The sequence below is a fragment of the Amycolatopsis sp. NBC_01480 genome (assembly GCF_036227205.1).
In the GTDB taxonomy this organism is placed as follows: Bacteria; Actinomycetota; Actinomycetes; order Mycobacteriales; family Pseudonocardiaceae; genus Amycolatopsis.
Genome location: NZ_CP109442.1, coordinates 7,447,025 through 7,465,772 on the forward strand (window position 1 = coordinate 7,447,025; position 18,748 = coordinate 7,465,772).

The following is an 18,748-nucleotide window of genomic DNA, read 5'->3' on the forward strand; positions in this document are numbered from 1 at the left end:
CTCAGCCGCCGATCCGGACCAGCGGCAGGTACACCTCGTCGACGATCTCGATGATGACCTCCTCGTCGATCGGCGCGCCGTAGAGCAGGAACTGGTTGCGGATCAGGTCGGTGGCCACCATGGCGCGCCGGGAGCCGAGGATCGCCGGGTCGACCTCGCCGCGTTCGACGGCGCGCGCCAGCACCACGCTGATCGCGGTGGGGCCCGCGGTGTGGATCCGCTCCCGCACCAGCCGGGCGAACTCCTCGTCGCGGGTCAGCTCGGCGAGCAGGCCGCGCAGGATGCCGCCGAGCGGGCTGTCCATCTTCGCCGCGATCTGCCGCAGCAGGGCGAGCACGTCCGCGCGGAGCTCCCCGTTGTCGGGCGCCTCCAGCTTGGTGATGCCGTGCGCCTTGCAGGCGTCGATGACCAGTTCGGCGCGGCTGGGCCACCGGCGGTAGAGCGCGGCCTTGCTGGTGCGGGCCCGGGTGGCGATCCGGTCCATGGTCAACGAGGGGTAACCGGCCTCGGTGAGTTCGTCGAGCGCCGCCTTCAGGATGGCGTGCTCCAGCTCCTCGCCGCGCCGCCGTGGCCCTTTGCGGTGGTCGACCGGCGAATCGAGGGTCTCGACGTTCTGTGACAGATCGACTCCTGAGAGTTTACTGAGAGTTCGGTGCGTTCTCTGGAGCGTACCCTAGTCCAGGGTTAGAGTACTGACAGTTCTTTAATCGCCCAGCTCTTCGCTGGCTGGAGACTCGAGGGGATCGATGACCGAGACTGCTCTGACACCGCGGACCGAAGACGCCCCGGCCTTTCCGGACGACCGCACCTGCCCTTACCAGCTGCCCCAGGGTTATCTCCGGCTGCGCGACGAGGAAGGCGCGCTGCGCAAGATCAAGCTCTTCGACGGCCGCGAGGCGTGGGTGGTGACCAAGCACGGACCCGCGCGCAAGCTGCTGGGCGATCCCCGCTTGTCCTCGGATCGCACCCGCGAGGACTTCCCGGCGGCTTCGCCACGGTTCAAGGGGTTCCGCGCGGCACCGAAGGCGTTCATCAGCATGGACCCGCCGGAGCACGGGCCGCGGCGGCGGATGGTGCTCGGCGACTTCACCGTGAAGCACGTCAAGGGGATGCGCGGGGACATCGAGCGGATCGTCCACGGCTTCATCGACGACCTGCTCGCGGCCGGGCCGAACGCCGACCTGGTCAGCCGGTTCGCCCTGGCCGTCCCGTCGATGGTGATCTGCCAGATGCTCGGCGTGCCCTACGCCGACCACGAGTTCTTCCAGGACGCCAGCCGGCGGCTCGTGCAGTCGACGGACGCCGAGGGGCTCATCGCCGCGCGCAAGGACCTCGCCGGCTACCTGGACGGGCTGATCACCCGGCTGCAGGCCGAGCCGGGGCCGGGCCTGCTCGGCAGTCTGGTGTCCGGGCAGCTGGCGCGCGGGGAGATCGACCGCCAGGAGCTGGTCGCGTCCGCGCTCCTGCTCCTCGTCGCCGGGCACGAGACCACGGCGTCCATGACCTCGCTGAGCGTGATCACCCTGCTGGACCACCCGGACCAGCTGGCCGCCCTGCGCGCCGACCCGAGTCTGGTGCCGGGCGCGGTCGAGGAGTTGTTGCGCTACCTGGCCATCGCCGACCTCGCGGGCAGCCGCATCGCCACCGCCGACATCGAGGTCGACGGACAGCTCATCCGGGCCGGCGAGGGGGTCATCGTGCCCAACTCCATCGCCAACCGCGACGGCTCGGTCTTCGAGGACCCGGACAAGTTCGACATCCACCGCAAGGCCCGGCACCACATCGCGTTCGGCTACGGCGTGCACCAGTGCCTCGGCCAGAACCTGGCCCGGCTGGAACTGGAAGTGATCATCACCGCGCTGTTCGACCGGATCCCGACGCTGCGCCTCGCCGTTCCGGTGGAGGACCTGAAATTGCGGCCGGGCACGACGATCCAGGGGGTCAACGAGCTGCCCGTCACCTGGTGACCACTCAGCCCTGGCGGGTGGGGCGGATGGTGATGTCGCCGATCTCCACGTCGTCGGGCTGCTCGATGGCGAAGGCGATGGCGCGCGCGACGGCGTCGGGGCTGATTCCGAGCGCTGCCATGGTCTTCTGGGCCTGCTCGCGCTCCGTGGCGTCGCCGAGGTAGTCGACGAGTTCGGTGCGGACGAATCCGGGGGAGACCGACGTGGTGCGGAGGGCGCCGTCGGTGGACTCCTGGCGCAGGGCTTCGAGCAGGGTGCGCACGGCGTTCTTGGTGCCCGCGTACACGGCTTGGGTCGGGACGATCTTGAGGCCGGACGTCGAGACGGTGGTGACGAAGTGCCCGTGGCCTTGCTCGCGGAACACGGGCAGGGCGGCGGCGATGCCGTGGAGGACGCCGCGCAGGTTGATGTCGATCATCGTGTCCCAGGCCTCGACGTCGAGGTCGGCCATGGGCGCGATCCGGGCGACGCCGGCGTTGGCCACCAGGACGTCGAGGCGTCCGAACCGTTCGACGGCCAGCGCCACCAGCTGCTCCAGATCGGCGCGCCGGGTGACGTCGGCGGCCAGCATCTCGGCGCGGCCGCCGTGGTCCCGGATCTGCGCCACGAGTGAGTCGAGCCGGTCGGTCCGGCGGGCGCCCAGCACGACGGCCGCGCCCCGGCCGGCCAGCTCGAGGGCGGTGGCCGCGCCGATCCCGCTGCTGGCGCCGGTGATGGCGACGACTTTGCTGTCCAGTGTGCTCATCGCTAGCTCTCCTGTTCTAAACTGACAAGTGTCCGCTTGCCGTTTCCACGGTACCGGACACTTGTCCGTTTGGCTACGCAGGAGGGGAGGCGGCGTGGTGACGAGCCGTGAGCGCAGGTCGGACGCGGTCGCCAACCGGGACCGGATCGTGGAGGCCGCGCGGGCGGAACTGAGCGAGTCCAACGGCGCGGCGGCCGAGCTGAAACTGCACCGGGTCGCCAAATCGGCGGGGGTCGGCCAGGGCACGCTCTACCGCCACTTCCCGACCCGCGAGCACCTGCTGGCCGAGGTGTACCGCTACGAGCTGACCCAGCTCGTCGACGCCGTACCGCCGCTGCTCGCGGAGTTCCCCCCGCTCCGGGCGCTGACCGGCTGGTTCGACCGGCTGGTCGAATACGCGCGCGTGAAACGCGGCGTCATGGCGGCGATCGAGGCCTCGGCCTGGCACGACCTGTACTCCGACCACCATCACCGTCTCGACGAAGCGCTCGAAACGATGCTCGACCGCGGAAAGGACGCCGGCGAGGTGCGTGCGGACGTCGATGCCACAGACGTCATCCTGCTGCTGGGCGCGTTGTCGCGGATTCCTGAGGCGGAGTGGGATGCGCGGGCGCAGACCGTGGTGGCGGTGATTGTGGATGGTCTGCGCCCGCGTTGAGTCTCCTCAGTGGGAGAGTTCGTTGTCGATGAAGGCGAACATTTCGTCGTCGGATGCGGTGGCTGTGTCCAACGCCGTGGTGTCGGCTTCGTCCAGTGTGGACATCACGCGCTGGAGCCTCGACTTCAGCTCGGCTCGTCCGGCTTCGTCGGCGGTGCCGAGGGTTTCGTCGAGCGCCGCCAGCAGGGTTTCCAGCGACAGCGACAGCGGTGCCGAGGTTTCGGGCGTCAGCGCCGCGGCCAGTGAGCCGGCCAGGGCGGCCGGGGTCGGGTAGTCGAACGCGACGGTTGTCGGCAGGCGCAGGCCGAAGACCGAGCCCAGCTCGTTGCGCAGTTCCACCGCGGTCAGCGAGTCCAGGCCCAGGTCCAGCAGGCCCGTCTCGGCGCCGATCCGGGTGGCGTCCTGGTGGCCGAGCACCTTCGCGACGATCGAGCGGACCTTGTCGAGCACCAGCGGCAGCCGTTCGGGCTCGGCGGCCGCGGCGACCGACTCGGCGAACGACGGGCCGCCGGCTGCCTGCGCGCGTTTCGCCGGAGCCTTGACCAGGCCGGCGAACATCGGCGGCAACGTCCCGGAGCCGGCCTTTTCCCGCAGCAGCGCGGAATCCACCGGCGCGGGCACCACCACCGGATGCCCGCCGGTGAGCGCGGCGTCGAGCAGCTTCAGGCCGTGGCCGGGCTCGATGGCGGTCAGGCCCAGCGAGCCCAGCCGCGCGAGGTCGGCCGCCGAGAGCGCGTCGCCCATGCCGTCGCCGTCCCACAGGCCCCACGCCAGGGAGACCGCGGGCAAGCCGAGGCCGGCGCGGTGCCGGGCCAGCTCGTCGAGGAACGTGTTCGCGGCCGCGTAATTGGCCTGGCCGCCGGTGCCCAGCACCCCCGCCACCGAGGAGAACAGCGCGAACACCCGCAGGCCGAGATCCCGGGTGAGTTCGTGCAGATGCCAGGCGGCGTCGACCTTCGCGCGGGTCACGCGGTCGAACCGCTCCGGGGTGAGTGCGCCGATCGTGCCGTCGTCGAGCACGCCCGCGACGTGCAGGACGCCGAGCAGCGGCCGTTCCGCGGGCACACCGTCGAGCAGCGCGCGCACGGCGTCCCGATCGGCTGCGTCACAGGCCTTCCACGTGGCTTCGGCCCCGAGCTCGGTCAGCTCTCGCACCAGCTCGACGGCCGCCGGGGAGTCCGGGCCGCGCCGGCCGGTGAGCAGCAGGTGCCGGGCGCCGTGTGCGGTGATCAGGTGCCGGGCGGTCAACCGGCCGAGCGCGCCACCCGCGCCGGTGATCAGCACGGTGCCCGCGGACAGGTCGAGTTCGCCTTGGGGCACGCGCAGGCGGGTCAGCCTCGGCGTGGCTGCCGCGCCCTCGCGCAGCCTCGCCTGGAAGACCTGTGCGTCGAGCAATCCGGGCAACGCCCGCAACGACTCGGTGGTGCCGTCCAGGTCGACCAGACCGAAGTTGCCCGGGTTTTCCGTTTCCGCACTGCGGATCAGGCCCCACAGCGCCGAACCGGCCAGGTCACCGCCGGTCAGCACGACCAGCCGTCCGGTGCCGGGACCGGCCGCGAGCCACGTCTGCGCCGCGGCCAGCAACGCGTGTGTCCCGGCCCGGGTCGCGTCGACGACATCGGATTCCGCCGGCGCCGCAACGTAAAGCAGGTCCCCGGACCGGCTCGGCTCGGTGGCCAGTGCCTCGGTGACGTCCACGTGCGTGGCCACTTCCCAGCCGATGGCGGTGGCCGCCGCGGCGAAGACCGCCGCCCCGGGGCCGACGGCCACAAGCGGCGCCGCCGGTGACTCGGGCAGCGGCTGTGGCACCCAGTCCAGGCCGAGCAGGCCCGGGACCGAAGCGTTCATCGCGGCGGCGTCCGGCTCCCGCACGGTGAGCGCGTCGATCACCGCGACCGGCGAGCCGCCGCGGTCGGCCAGGTGCAGCTGGAACGTGTCCGTCCCGGTCGGCCGCAGGCGCACGCGCATCGAGGTCGCGCCCTCGGCGAAGACCCGGATTCCCGACCAGGAGAACGGAAGCCGGACGGTCCCGGCCTCGGTGGCCGCCCGGGCCAGCGGGTGCAGCGCCGAGTCCAGCAGCGCGGGGTGCAGCACAAAACCGTCGGCCGCGGCGGGGGCCTCCTCGGGGACCGCGACCTCGGCGAGCAGGTCGTCGCCGTCGGCCCACAACGCGGTGAGCCCCTGGAACGCGGGGCCGTAACCGTAGCCGTGGTCGGCGAGCCCGGCGTACATCCCGTCGAGGTCCACGGCGGTCGCGGTCGGCGGCGGCCACTCGGTGAGGGACTCCGCCGGGAGGTCGTCCTCGCCCAGCGCCCCGGTCAGGTGCCGGGTCCACCCGGTCTCGCCGCTCACCGGGTCCGGCTGTCCGGAGTGGACGGTGACGGCGCGCGAGCCGTGCTCGTCGGGCCCGGCCACGGTCAGCCGGATCGGGACGCCGCCGGTTTCCGGCAGCAGCAACGGAGCCGACAGGATCAGCTCGGTCACCGATGCCGCGCCCAGCCGGGCCGCGGCCCACGCCGCGAGATCGGCCATCGCCGCGCCCGGCACCAGCACCGAGCCGCCGACCGCGTGATCCGCCAGCCACGGGTACTTCTCGAGTGAAAGCTCCCCGGTGAAGACCGTGCCGCCGTCGTCCGGCAGCTCCAGCGCCGCGCCCAGCAGCGGATGGTCGACGGTGCCCAGGCCCAGCCCGGCCGCGTCGGCCGGCACCACCTGGCTGTCGATCCAGAAGCGCTCGCGCTGGAACGCGTAGGTCGGCAGCTCCGCCCCGGCCCCGCGGCCGAGGAACCCGGCCCAGCCGACCTCCGCGCCACGCAGGTGCGCCGACACGACGGCCGTGGTCGCGGTGACCGGTTCCGGCCGGTCGCGGCGCAGCAGCGCGGCGGCGTGCACCACGGCGTCGTCCGGCAGGCAGCCGGCGACCGCGCCGGTCAGCACCGCGTCCGGCCCCAGCTCCAGGAACCGGGTGACGCCCTGGTCGTGCAGCGCCCGGACGGCGTCCAGCAGCCGCACCGGACGGCGGACGTGCCGCACCCAGTGCGCCGGGCCGGCCAGTTCCGCGTCCGAGGCCGCGGCTCCGGTCAGCGTGGACACCAGCGGGATGCGGGCCGGGTGGAAGGTCAGGCCGGACACCACCGCCTCGAACTCGGCGAGCATCGGGTCCATCAACGGCGAGTGGAACGCGTGGCTCACGCGCAGCCGCTTGGTCTTGCGGCCCCGTTCGGCGAGCAACGCGGCGAGGGCGGTGACAACGTCCTCGGCTCCGGAAAGGACAGTCGAGTCCGGACCGTTCAGCGCGCCGATGCCGGCCGTGTCCTCGTGCCCGGCCAGCAGTTCCAGCACCTCGTCCTCGGTGGCCGCGACGGACACCATCGCCCCGCCTTCGGGCAGCGCCTGCATCAGCCGGCCGCGTGCGCAGACGAGCGTCGCGGCGTCCGCCAGCGAGAGCACGCCCGACACGTGGGCCGCGGCGATCTCGCCGATGGAGTGGCCCGCCAGCAGGTCCGGGCGCAACCCCGCGTGTTCGAGCATCCGGAACAGCGCCACCTCGACGGCGAACAGCGCCGGCTGCGCGAACTCGGTGCGGGACAAGGTTTCCGCGCCGTCGGGGTCGGCGATGAGCGCCCGCAGCGAACGGCCCAGCGCCGGGTCGATAGCCGCGCACACCTCCTCGAACGCGGCGGCGTACTCCGGGCTCGCCGCGGCGAGTTCCAGCCCCATGCCGGGACGCTGGCTGCCCTGCCCGGTGAACAGGAACGCGGTCCGCCCGGCCAGCGCGGTGACTCCCGCAGTGCTCCCGTCGGCGATTTCGGCGAGCCCGGCCAGCAGCTCCGGCGTGCCGGTCCCGACCACCGCGGCGCGGTGCTCGAACCGCGACCGGCCGACGGCGAGGGTGGCAGCCACCGAGAGGGGATCAGCGTCCACTGTGGTCAGATGCGCGTGCAAGCGGGCGGCCTGTGCCCGCAGCGCCTCCGGGGTCCGGCCGGACACGATCCAGGGCAGCGCCGGGGGAGCCGGGGCGACGGCCGGTTCCGCGGCCGGCACCGGCTCCTCCAGGATGACGTGGGCGTTGGTGCCGCTGATGCCGTACGAGGACACCGCCGCGCGTCGCGGCCGGTCCACCTCCGGCCAGGACTCGGCGCCGGCCAGCAGCCGGATCGAGCCCGCCGACCAGTCGACGTGCCGGCTCGGCTCACCCAGGTGCAGCGAGCGCGGCAGCACGCCGTGCCGCATCGCCAGCACCATCTTGGCCACGCCCGCGACGCCGGCGGCGGCCTGGGTGTGGCCGAGGTTCGACTTCACCGAGCCCAGCAGCAGCGGCCGGTCCGCGGAGTGGTCCCGGCCGTAGGTGGCGACCAGGGCCTGCGCCTCGATCGGGTCGCCGAGCCGGGTCCCGGTGCCGTGCGCCTCGACCGCGTCCACGTCGGCGCCGGTCAGCCGGGCACTCGCCAGCGCCTGGCGGACCACGCGCTCCTGGGCGAGGCCGTTGGGCGCGGTGAGGCCGTTCGACGCGCCGTCCTGGTTGATCGCCGAGCCGCGGACCACCGCCAGCACCCGGTGACCGTTGCGGCGGGCGTCGGAAAGCCGTTCGACGAGCAGCATGCCCGCGCCCTCGCCCCAGCCGGTGCCGTCCGCCGAGTCGGCGAACGCCTTGCAGCGGCCGTCCGGCGACATCGCGCGCTGGCGGCTGAACTCCAGCAGTGTCGCCGGGGTCGCCATCACGGTCACGCCGCCGGCCAGCGCGAGATCGCACTCGCGGTTACGGAGTGCTTGCGCCGCAAGGTGAAGCGCGACCAGCGACGAGGAGCACGCGGTGTCGACCGTGACCGCGGGCCCCTCCAGGCCCATGGTGTAGGAGACGCGGCCGGACGCCACACTGCCGGTGCTGCCGGAAACGAGATAGCCCTCGTAGTTCGGCGCCGCGCCGCGGCCCTGGAGCCGGCCGCCGTAGTCGTCGTACATCACGCCCGCGAAGACGCCGGTGCGCGAGCCGCGCAGCTTCTCCGGGTCGATCGCGGCGTGCTCGACCGCCTCCCACGCCGTCTCCAGCAGCAGGCGCTGCTGCGGGTCCGTGGTCAGCGCCTCCCGCGGGCTCATCCCGAAGAACGCCGGGTCGAACTCGCCCGCCTGGTGCAGGAATCCGCCGCGGTTGGCGATCGACGTGCCCGGCACGTCCGACTCCGGCTGGTACAGGTCCTGCGGCCAGCCGCGGTCGGACGGCAGCTCGGAGGTGGCGTCGACCTCTTCGGTGACCAGCCGCCACAGGTCTTCCGGCGACGAGACGCCGGGGTAGCGCAGGCCCATGCCGACGATGGCGATCAGGTGGTCGTCGGTGTCCGAAGTGGACTTGGCCGCCGAGGAGGCCACGTCCTCGCTCGCGCCGAGAACTTCGTCCAGGACGAACTTGGCGAGCGAGCGCACCGTGGGGTGATTGAAGGTGACGGTGGTCGGCAGCCGGGTCCCGGTGGCCGCGCCGAGCCGGTTGCGCAGGTCGACCGAGGTCAGCGAGTCGAAGCCCAGCTCGCGGAAGGCGCGGTCCTCCTCGACCGGGCCGGAGCCCGCGTAGCCGAGGACTTCGGCGGCGTGCCCGCGGACCAGCTCCAGCACCGCGGCCGCGCGCTGGCCGGCGGGCAGGCCCCGCAGCCGGGCGGCGAACTGCGCGCCGGGCGCGGCCTGGGTCCGGCGGCGCGGCTTGGCCAGCGACCGCAGCACCGCGGGCAGCTCCGGGCCGTCGGTGAGCTTGGCCCGGTCGACGCGCGCGGTGACCAGCGCCGGCGCGGGGTGCGCCAGCGCGGCGTCGAGCATGGCCAGGCCCTCTTCGGCGGAGATCGCGGCGACGCCGGTGCGGGCCAGCCGGACACGGTCGGCGTGGTCGAGCGTGCCACCCATGCCGCCGGTGCCGCTGTCGGTGTCCCACAGGCCCCACGCCAACGCGGTCGCGGGGAGCCCGGCGGCGTGCCGGTGGTGGGCGAGGGCGTCCAGGAAGGCGTTCGCCGCGGCGTAACCGGCCTGGCCGGCGGTGCCGACCGTGCCGGCGATCGAGGAGAACAACACGAACGCGCTGAGGTGGAGGCCCGCGGTGGCCTCGTGCAGATGCCAGGCGCCGACGGCCTTGGGGCGGAAGACGGCCTCGTTGCGTTCCCGGGTGAGCGCGGGGAACGCCCCGTCGTCGAGGATCCCGGCAGTGTGCACGACCGCGGTCAGCGGCCGGTCGGCCGGGATGCTCGCGAGCAGTTCGTCCAGCGCGGTCCGGTCGGCGGCGTCGCAGGCCGCCACCCGGACGTCGGCGCCCAGCTCGGCGAGTTCGGCGATGACCTCCTCACCGCGGCCGGACCGGTTGGTGAGCACCAGGTTCCGGGCCCCGTGGCGGGTGACCAGGTGCCGGGCGACGAGCCGGCCGAGCGAGCCGGTGCCGCCGGTGACCAGCACCGTGCCGCCGGTCCAGTCCGGAGTGGACGGATCCGGTGCCGGGGCGGCGGTGGCCAGCCTCGGCACGGTGACCACGTCGCCGCGCACGGCCGCTTGTGGCTCGCCGGAGGCGATGGCGCGCTGGAAGGCGTCGGCCGAAGCGTCTTCGGCGCGGGCGATCAGCGTGATCCGGTCCGGGTTCTCGGTCTGCGCGGACCGGATCAAGCCCCAGACCGCGGCCGTGGCGAGGTCGGTGGTCTCCGGCGTGACCACGACCAGCCGGGACGTCGTGAACCGCTCGTCGGCCAGCCAGTCCTGCACCAGCGCCAAGGCCGCCGCGATGGCCTTCTTGGCGTGCGGGACGGCCAGCGGCGCCACGATCACGGCCGGAGCGTCACCGTCCACTGTGGTCAGTTCGGGGAACTCCGGCCAGCCGGCCGGCAGCTCGCCGAGCAGCGCGACCGAGCCGGTGAGGTCGGCGGCCGGGGCGGTGATCGGCGACCAGCGCACCTCGAGCAATGATTGAGCGGGCGTCCGCAACGCTTCCGCGGCGGTCGGACGCAGGGTCATCGCCCGGATCTGCGCCACCTCGGCGCCGCTCTGGTCGGTCACCGTCAAAGAGACCTGGTCCGGTTCGCCGGTCGGCCGGGCGCACACGCGGATCGCGGTCGCTCCGCCGGACAGGTGAACGTCGCTGAAAGCGAAGGGCACCAACGGTTTCGCCGGATCCGGCGAGCCGAGCACGACCACGTGCAGGGCGGCGTCCAGCAGCGCGGGGTGGATGGTGAACGCTCCCGGGTCGACGCCTTCGGGGAGCCGCGCCTCGGCGTAGAGGTCGTCGCCGTCGCGCCACGCCTCGACGACGCCCTGGAACGCCGGGCCGTAGTCGTAGCCGAGTTCGGCCAGCGTCGGGTAGAAGTCGGACAGCCGGGTCGCCCCGGAAGGCGGCCAGGAGAACGGCGGGGCCGCGGGCGTGGGCTCGGCGTTCAGCGAACCGCTCGCGTGGAGGGTCCATTCGGCGTCCGGCTCGGTCGCCGGCCGGGAGTGCACCTCGATCTCGCGACGGCCGTCCTGCTCACCGGAGATCGAGACCTGGAGCCGGAACGCGCCGGTTTCCGGCAGCACCAGCGGTGCCCGCAGCGTCAGCTCCTCGACCACCGGAGTGCCCAGCTGCGCTCCGGTGAAGGCGGCCAGCTCCACCCAGGCCATGCCGGGCACGAGCACGGCCCCGGCCACGGTGTGGTCGGCCAGGAACGGCGCGGACCCCCGCGACAGCAGGCCGGTGAAAACCGCGCCGCCCGCGGCGGCCAGCCGCACGTCCGCGCCCAGCAGCGGATGCGCGGCCGGGTCGAGCCCGAGCGCGGCCGATCCGGTGGACGCGACCGGGGCCAGCCAGTACGTCGTCTCCTCGAACGGGTAAGTCGGCAGCGCGACCGGCGGGGCCTCGGGGAGCACCGCCGAGAAGTCGACTTCGGCGCCGGCCGCGTGGGCCGCGCTCAGCGCCCGGATCCAGTCCGCGGTTTCGGTTTCCGGGCCACGGACCAAGGCGATCGCGGTCGTGTCGAGGGTCTCGGCCACCGCCGGAGTCACGGCCGCCGAAGGGCCGATCTCGACGAACACCGAGGCCCCGGCTTCGGCAAGGGCGCGCACACCGTCGGCGAAGCGCACGGTCGAGCGGATCTGCCGGGCCCAGTAGGCCGGGGAAGTCAGGTCGCCCGGGGCGCCGGTCACCGAGGAGATCACCGGGATCCGCGGCTCCCGCCAGTCCACTTCGGACGCGACCCGCTCGAACTCGGCGAGCACGCCGTCCATGTGCGCGGAGTGGAACGCGTGGCTGACGCGCAGCCGTTTGGTCCGTCGGCCTTGCCCGGCGAGCAGCTGCGCCACCGCTTCGGCCCGCTCCGGGTCGCCCGCGAGCACCGCCGAGGCCGGGCCGTTGAGCGCCGCGATGTCCACGCCGCCACCGAGTCCGGCGATGGCCGCGGACAGCTCCGCCTCGGTCGCTTCGACCGCGATCATCGCGCCGCCCTCGGGCGCGGCCTGCATCAGCCGGCCGCGGGCCACCGCGAGCTTCGCCGCGTCCTCCAGCGACAGCATCCTGGCCACGTGCGCGGCCGCGAGCTCGCCGATGGAGTGGCCGAGCAGCAGGTCCGGGACCAGGCCCGCGGAACCGGCCAGCCGGTACAACGCCACCTCGACGGCGAACAGCGCGGGCTGCGTGAACTCGGTGCGGTCCAGCTCGGAGCTGTCCTCGGCGAGGATGATCGGCAGCAGCGGGCGGCCCAGGTGCTCGTCGACCGCGGCGCAGACCTGGTGCAGCGCCTCGGCGAACACCGGCTCGCGCGCGGCGAGGTCCCGGCCCATGCCCGCGCGCTGGCTGCCCTGCCCGCTGAACAGGAAGGCGACCTTGCCGCCGGTCGCCGTCCCGGTGACGACGTCGGACGAGGCCTGTCCTTCGGCCAGCGCGGTCAGCCCGGCGGTGAACTCCTCGGCGGTGGTGCCGAGCACGACGGCGCGCTGGTCGAAGCGGGTCCGGCCAGTAGCCAGCGTCCGCCCGACGGCCACCGGGTCAAGCGCAGCGGCCGGGCGCAGGCGCGCGGCCTGCTCGGCGAGCGCCTCCGGGGTGCGCGCGGACAGCACCCACGGCACGACGGCGGGAACCGGTTGGGAGGGAAAGGTTTCCGACGGTGTCGGCGCCTCGAGGATCACATGCGCGTTGGTGCCGCTGATGCCGAACGACGACACCGCCGCGCGCCGGGCCCGGTCGCCGGCCGGCCAGGGCCGGGCCTCGGCCGCCAGCTCGACCGCGCCCGCCGACCAGTCGATCTTGCTGCTCGGAGTCTCGGCGTGCAGGGTCTTCGGCACCACGCCGTAACGCATGGCCTGCACCATCTTGATCACCCCGCCGACCCCGGCGGCGGCCTGGGTGTGGCCGAGGTTGGACTTCAGCGAACCCAGCAGCAGCGGCGTTTCCCGGTCCTGGCCGTACGTGGCGAGCAGGGCCTGCGCCTCGATCGGGTCGCCGAGCGTGGTGCCCGTGCCGTGCGCCTCGACCACGTCCACTTCGGACCCGGCCAGGCCCGCGGCGGCCAGCGCGTCGGTGATCACCCGGGCCTGCGAAGGCCCGTTCGGCGCGGTCAGCCCATTGCTCGCGCCGTCGGAGTTGACCGCGGATCCCTTGACCACGGCCAGGATCCGGTGGCCGTGGCGGATCGCGTCGGACCGCCGTTCAAGCAGCACCAGCCCGGCGCCCTCGGCCCAGCCGGTCCCGTCGGCGGCATCGGAGAACGACTTGCAGCGGCCGTCGGGGGAGAGCCCGCCCTGCCGGCTGAACTCACGGAAGATGTGCGAAGTGGCCAGCACGGTCACGCCGCCGGCGAGCGCGAGATCGCTCTCGCCGTCCTGCAGCGACCGCGCCGCGAGGTGCAGCGCCACCAGCGAAGACGAGCAAGCGGTGTCGACGGTGATCGCCGGGCCTTCCAGCCCGAGCGCGTAGGCGATCCGCCCGGACACCACCCCGGCGGTGTTGCCCGCCAACAGGAATCCCTCGAAACCGGCGGGCGCGGGGTCGAGCCGCGCGCCGTAGTCGTGGTACATCACGCCGGTGAACACCCCGGTCCGCGATTGCCCGAGGCTGCGCGGGTCGATCCCGGCGTGCTCGAAGGTCTCCCACGCGGTGGTGAGCATGAGCCGCTGCTGCGGATCGGTGGCCAGCGCCTCGCGCGGGCTCATGCCGAAGAATCCGGCGTCGAACGCGCCGGCGTCGGGCAGGAATCCGCCGTGGCGGGTATAGGAGGTGCCGATGTGCTCGGGATCGGGGTCGTACAGCGCGTCGAGGTCCCAGCCGCGCCCGGTGGGGAACTCGGAGATCGCGTCGGTCCCGTCGGCCACCAGCTGCCACAGGCTTTCCGGGCCGCGCACGCCGCCGGGATAACGGCAGCCCATGCCGACGATGACGATCTCGTCGTCGTCCCGCCGTGAGACGCGCGCGGTGGCCGAGGGCGGGCCGCCGGCCAGCCACGCCGCGACGGCGGCCGGCGTGGGGTGGTCGAAAACGAGCGTGGCCGGGACCCGGCGGCCGGTCACGGCGGCCAGCTGCTCGCCGAACTCGACGCCGGCCAGCGAGTCGAAGCCCAGCTCGCGGAAGGTCGACGCCGGGTCGGCGGCGGGCTTGCCCAGCACCGTGGCCACCGCAGACAGCACCACGGTGAGGGGATCCCGTTCGGCCGGCCGGGTGACGGTTCCGGTGGGCAGGTCCACCGCCGGGGCCGGGGTCAGCACGGCCGTCCAGTCGACGGCGGCACCGTGGGCGTGGGCGGTCGCGACGGAGGTGAGCAGCCGCGTGGTGCCCTGATCGCGGCGAAGGGTGGGGATCACCGCGGCGTCCTCGCGCCCGCCGAGCAGCTGCTGCGCGCCGACGGTCAGCACCGGGTGCGGGCTGACCTCGAGGAACAGCCGAAACCCGGCGTCGAGGGCGGCGGTGAACGCGGCGTCGAACCGGATCGGGGAGCGTTCGTTGCGGAACCAGTACCCGGCGTCGAGCCGGTCGCCGGCCACCGAAGTTCCGGTGACCGTGGAGAAAAACGGCACTTCGGCGGCGTGCGGCGCGATGTCCGCGAGATCGGCCAGCAGGCGCTCACGGATCGGTTCCACGTGCGCGCTGTGCGAGGCGTAGTCGATGTTCACGGCCCGGGCGCGCACGTCTTGGGCGGCGTAACTCTCCCGCAGTTCGGTGAGCAGCGCCGACGGACCGGCGACGACGGTGGCGGAAGGGCCGTTGTACGCGGCGATGGTGAGTCCGGGATGCTCGGCCAGGTCCCGTTCCACGGTCTCCGGCGGCAACGGCACGGACAGCATTCCGGTGTCGCCCGCGACCGTGGCCAGCGCCTGTGCCCGCAGGGTCACCACGCGGGCGGCGTCGGCGAGCGACAGGGCACCGGCGAGGTGCGCGGCGGCGATTTCACCCTGCGAGGCACCGATCACCGCGCCGGGGCGCAGTCCGGCCGACTCCCAGAACCGGGCGAGCGAGACCATCACCGCGAACAGGACCGGCTGCACCACAGCGACCCCGTCCAGCTCGGGCACGCCGTCGGCTCCGCGCAGCACGTCGATCACCGACCACCCGGTGTGCTCGGCGAGCGCGGCGTCGCAGGACTCCATCGCCGCGGCGAAGGCCGGCGTCGAATCCAGCAGTTCCACGCCCATGCCGGCCCACTGCGATCCCTGTCCCGGGAACACCAGCACGGGCTGGGCCGCGGGGAGCGCGTTCGCGCGCACGACCGAGGGGGAGGCCTCACCGGCGACCAGCGCGTCGAGACCGGCCACCAGCTCGGCCCGGTCGCGGCCCACCACGACGGCCCGGTGCGCGAGATGCGTCCGCGCGCCGAGCGACGCCGCGATGGACTCCGCGGCGAGGCCTGGCTGCGCGAGCACGTGCGCGCGCAAGGCTTCGGCCAGCCCGGTCAGCGCCTCCGCGGAATCGGCCGACATCGGCCAGGCGACCGGCTCGCCCGCACCTGTAACCCGGTCGGTGTCGTTTGCCACCATCGCCGTGCTTCACCACCTGTAGTCCACGCCGAGGGCGCGCCCGTTCGAGGGCACGCCGAAGGCCGTCCGGAAAAGGGAAAACCACTGAGCCACAAAACCGCTGTGTCAGAAGACCGCTGTGCCATCGTGTTCGCGCCGGGTAAAGGTCCGCTTCACACCGGCTAAAGTCAGCGCGCCCCGGCCGCCGCGGTGAGCGGGGCGGTCACCGCGGCCAGCACGCGGGCGCGAGCCACCGGGCCGGCGAGGAAGAAATGCCCGCCGGGCACCACTTCCGCGGTGAATCCCGCGGAAGTGTGCGCGCCCCAGGCCTCGATCGAAGTGCTGTCCAACAACGGGTCTTCGGCGCCGGCAAAGGCGTGCAGCGGCACCGGCATCGGGACGCCCGGCCCGGCCTGGAAACTGGTGCACAGCGCCAGATCCGCGCGGATCAGCGCGAGCGCGGGCCCGGCCCACCGCGGGTAGCGCCGGACCACGTCCGACATCCCGCCCAGGCCGATCAGCAGGTCGAGCAGATCGTCGTCGGACATCGACGGCACGGCCTCCAGCGGCGGCGGCGCCGCGGGATCGCCGAACGCGCCGGTCACCAGCGCCTCCGGCAGCCGCGCGCCGCGGGAGAGCCGGTGGCGGGTCAGCGCGAACGCGACGAGCGCGCCCATGCTGTGCCCGTAGAACACGTGCGGCGCTTCGAGCCAGGGCGACAGCTCCGCGTCGAGGTCGGCGACCAGCGCCGCCATGTCGTCGGGGTATTCGTCGTGCAGCCGCCGTTCGCGGCCGGGCAGCTGCACCGGGTGCACCGAGACCGCCCGGCCCGCCTCGCGCTGCCAGCCCGTGAACACCGACGCGGTGCCGCCGGCGTGGTGGAAGCAGAACACCCGGGGCGCGGTGCCCGGCGCGGGCGGCGGGTCGACGGCGAGCGGCGATGTCACGGCGCCAGGGGAATCGGCTGCGGTCATCGGGCCGTCGCCACGCCGTAGAGGTCCCGCAGCGAGCCGGCCACCAGCGCGTCCGGCAGCGACACCTCGTGCCCGGTGTACTGCTCCAGCCGGGTCAGCACGCTCAGCAGGTGCAGCGAGTTCCACTCCGGCAGCTGGTCGAGGTGGACGTCGAGGTCGTCGGCCGTCCACGCCATGCCCAGCTCGGTGTTGAGCAGGCCGATGAAGTCGTCGATCGTGGTCACTGCTTCGGCTCCTCGAAGTCGGCGGTCAGCTCGATGTGCTCCGGCACGGCGGCGATGTCGGCCAGGTCGTGCCGGAAGGCGGCACTGGTCTCGTCCTCGGCGACGACGGTGAACCCGTTCCTGGGATAGAACTTCGCCACCTTTTCGTTCTTGGCCGTCCGCCGGTAGGACGCGCGGACCTCCCGCGCGCCGGTCGCTTTCGCGTGCGCCAGCACGGTGCTCAGCGCGGCCTGCTCGATCCCGCGGGAGAACACCCGGCAGCTGAGCAGGAAGTTGTCGATCTCCACCGCGTCTCCGGCGCGGTGCCCCAGCACGGCGCCGACCAGCCCGTTGTCGCCGAACCGGTCCGAGGCGTGCACGGCGAGCAGCAGCGCGTTCGCGTCGCCGGCCAGCTCGTGCACGCGGTCCGGCTGGAGCCGTTGGGTGGTCAGGTTGAACTGGTTGGTGCGCAAGGTGAGCTGGGAGACGCGCGCCAGCTCGGCGGCGGTGGGCGGGGCGAGCCGGATCCGCACGCCGAGTTCGGCGAGGTAGTCGCGGACCGAGTCGAACGATTCGAGGAAGTCCTTGCGCACCAGCTCTTCGCGGTAGCGCATGGGTCGGTGCCGGTCGTCGGCGGTCAGCTCGCGGGCGTCGAACCAGCCGTCGGCCAGCAGCGCGCCGAGGTGCCGGGCCGGCTCCGCGTCGACCTCGACCACCGCCACCTGGGGCAGTTTTTCGCGCACCAGACCGCATTCGTACGCGCTGTCGTCGACGAAGACCACGCTGTCGACGCCGAGACCGAGATCGGTGGCGAGCCCGGTGAGACGGAGGTGCTTGGGCTGCCAGTCGGCCGAGACCCGCACGAAATCCTCCTCGCGCAACACCATTCCGGGGTGTTCGCGCAGTGCCTCGCCGACCGGGCCGGGGTCGTTCTTGCTGACCGCGGCCAGCAGCACCCCCTGTCCGCCGAGCTGCTTGGCGACCCGCTGGAACGCGGCGAACGCCTCGCCCCGGTGCCCGTCACCGATCTCGATGCCCTCGATGCCGTCGTCACCGAGGATCCCGCCCCAGAGCGTGTTGTCCAGGTCCAGCGCGAGCACCTTCTTGGTGCGGCCGGTGAGCACCCGCGCCAGGTGCGCCACCCGGTGGGCGTACCGGGCCAGCAGCTCCGCCGAAAGGTGCGCCTTGGCGTACACGCTCATCCGCGCGTCCGACAGCGGCACGCCCTCGGCCAGCACGGGGTCCAGGTCGAGCACCACGACGGCCGGGTGGTCGTCGGCCAGCCGCAGCAGCGCCGCGTTAGCCTCCCGCCACACCGCGCCCAGCCGGGCCCGCGAGCGCAGGTCGATCAGCTGGTCGGCGAACTGCGCGGGCAGCGGGATGGTGTTGTACACCAGCACTCCGCGACCGGCCGCGGAGAAGGTGCGGGCGAGCCCGTCGAGGAGGGCCAGCTTGGCCTTGAGCACCGCCTCGACGTCTTCGACCCGCCACGGCGTCGGCACTTCGTCGAACACCAGCCACGGGTCGAGCACGCACAACGCGAGGTCGGGCTCGGCCTGGTACAGCTCGCTCTCGGGGTCGGACAGGGCGAACAGGTAGCTGTCGAAGTCGGTCATGGTGGCCTTGAGCAGCAGGCCGTGCCGGGCGAGTTCCCCGGTGAGCGGGGCACGGACGGCGTCCAGCGTCGAATGCCCGGTCACCGCGACGCGCACCACCGGTGTGTCCGGGTGCGCGGCCAGGACGCGCTCGGGCGCGACCCGCTGCAGCAGCGTGCCGGCCTGGCGGACTTCGGCCGGGCCGGCGGTGCCGAGCCGGGGGGCCAGCTCCGGGTGGCGGTCGGGCAGGTCGCCGTCGGCCAGCCGCTGGCGCAGCCAGTCGACCGCCGACGCGGGCGCGCTCGTCGAATCCATGCTGCCGATGCTGACGAGTCCCGCTGAACTCACGCTTAGGAGCCGCTTAAAACGGGGCGGGGGAGGGGCTTCCCGGCGGGCGCCGGCTGTGCTGAAAACGATTTCAGCGTGGCCGGCGTGGCCTGCGTCACGCCGCGCCCGCCGGCCGCCGTGCGTTCGCCGCGAGAGGAATCCCTTGCCTGGCAACAGGTTCGCGGCCGGCCGATTGACGGTACCGACTTGCCCCAACGGAAGTTTGTTGGCAATTGAGCACCCGTGGTCCTAGACTCACCGGAAGTAGCGATTCGCCGGCGCTGGGGTGGTGGCCGGCACGTGACCATTGGGGGGTCCGTGGATCGGGGGCGTCATCCGCGGCTG

At 73.4% G+C, this 18,748-nt stretch carries 8 protein-coding genes; 2 read left to right on the forward strand and 6 right to left on the reverse strand.

Going from position 1 to position 18,748, the window contains the following annotated elements; all coding sequences use genetic code 11:
- Position 1 precedes the first annotated feature (1 nt).
- Positions 2–622, reverse strand: coding sequence for a TetR/AcrR family transcriptional regulator (locus OG371_RS35410; RefSeq protein WP_329073362.1), 621 nt, complete (start codon positions 620–622; stop codon positions 2–4).
- A 124-nt stretch (positions 623–746) separates the two neighbouring features.
- Between OG371_RS35410 and OG371_RS35415 the strand changes: the two genes are divergently transcribed.
- Positions 747–1,967 carry a cytochrome P450 gene (locus tag OG371_RS35415; RefSeq protein ID WP_329060016.1) on the forward strand — a complete coding sequence of 407 codons (1,221 nt, stop codon included), beginning with the start codon at positions 747–749 and terminating at the stop codon, positions 1,965–1,967.
- Between the two features lie 4 nt (positions 1,968–1,971).
- On the opposite strand, the gene OG371_RS35420 is transcribed toward OG371_RS35415, so the two are convergent.
- Positions 1,972–2,712, reverse strand: coding sequence for an SDR family oxidoreductase (locus tag OG371_RS35420; RefSeq protein WP_329060017.1), 741 nt, complete (start codon positions 2,710–2,712; stop codon positions 1,972–1,974).
- A gap of 97 nt (positions 2,713–2,809) precedes the next feature.
- On the opposite strand from OG371_RS35420, the gene OG371_RS35425 reads away from it, so the two are divergent.
- The gene (locus OG371_RS35425; protein WP_329073363.1) at positions 2,810–3,370 is read left to right on the forward strand and encodes a TetR/AcrR family transcriptional regulator; all 561 of its coding nucleotides are present in this window, start codon (positions 2,810–2,812) and stop codon (positions 3,368–3,370) included.
- A 6-nt stretch (positions 3,371–3,376) separates the two neighbouring features.
- Here the strand turns inward: OG371_RS35425 and OG371_RS35430 are convergent, their stop codons facing one another.
- From OG371_RS35430 to OG371_RS35445, 4 genes are all read right to left on the reverse strand, one after another.
- Complete coding sequence (locus tag OG371_RS35430; RefSeq protein ID WP_329060018.1) at positions 3,377–15,325, reverse strand: SDR family NAD(P)-dependent oxidoreductase; 11,949 nt, start codon at positions 15,323–15,325, stop codon at positions 3,377–3,379.
- A gap of 167 nt (positions 15,326–15,492) precedes the next feature.
- Complete coding sequence (locus tag OG371_RS35435) at positions 15,493–16,251, reverse strand: thioesterase II family protein (protein WP_329060019.1); 759 nt, start codon at positions 16,249–16,251, stop codon at positions 15,493–15,495.
- 23 nt (positions 16,252–16,274) lie between these two features.
- Positions 16,275–16,502 (reverse strand): hypothetical protein, encoded by a 228-nt coding sequence (locus OG371_RS35440; RefSeq protein WP_329060020.1) that lies wholly within the window; start codon positions 16,500–16,502, stop codon positions 16,275–16,277.
- A complete protein-coding gene (locus OG371_RS35445) occupies positions 16,499–18,391 on the reverse strand; it encodes an HAD-IIIC family phosphatase (RefSeq protein WP_329060021.1) in 1,893 nt (630 codons plus the stop codon). Before OG371_RS35445 ends, OG371_RS35440 begins: the two co-directional genes overlap by 4 nt.
- Positions 18,392–18,748 lie beyond the last annotated feature (357 nt).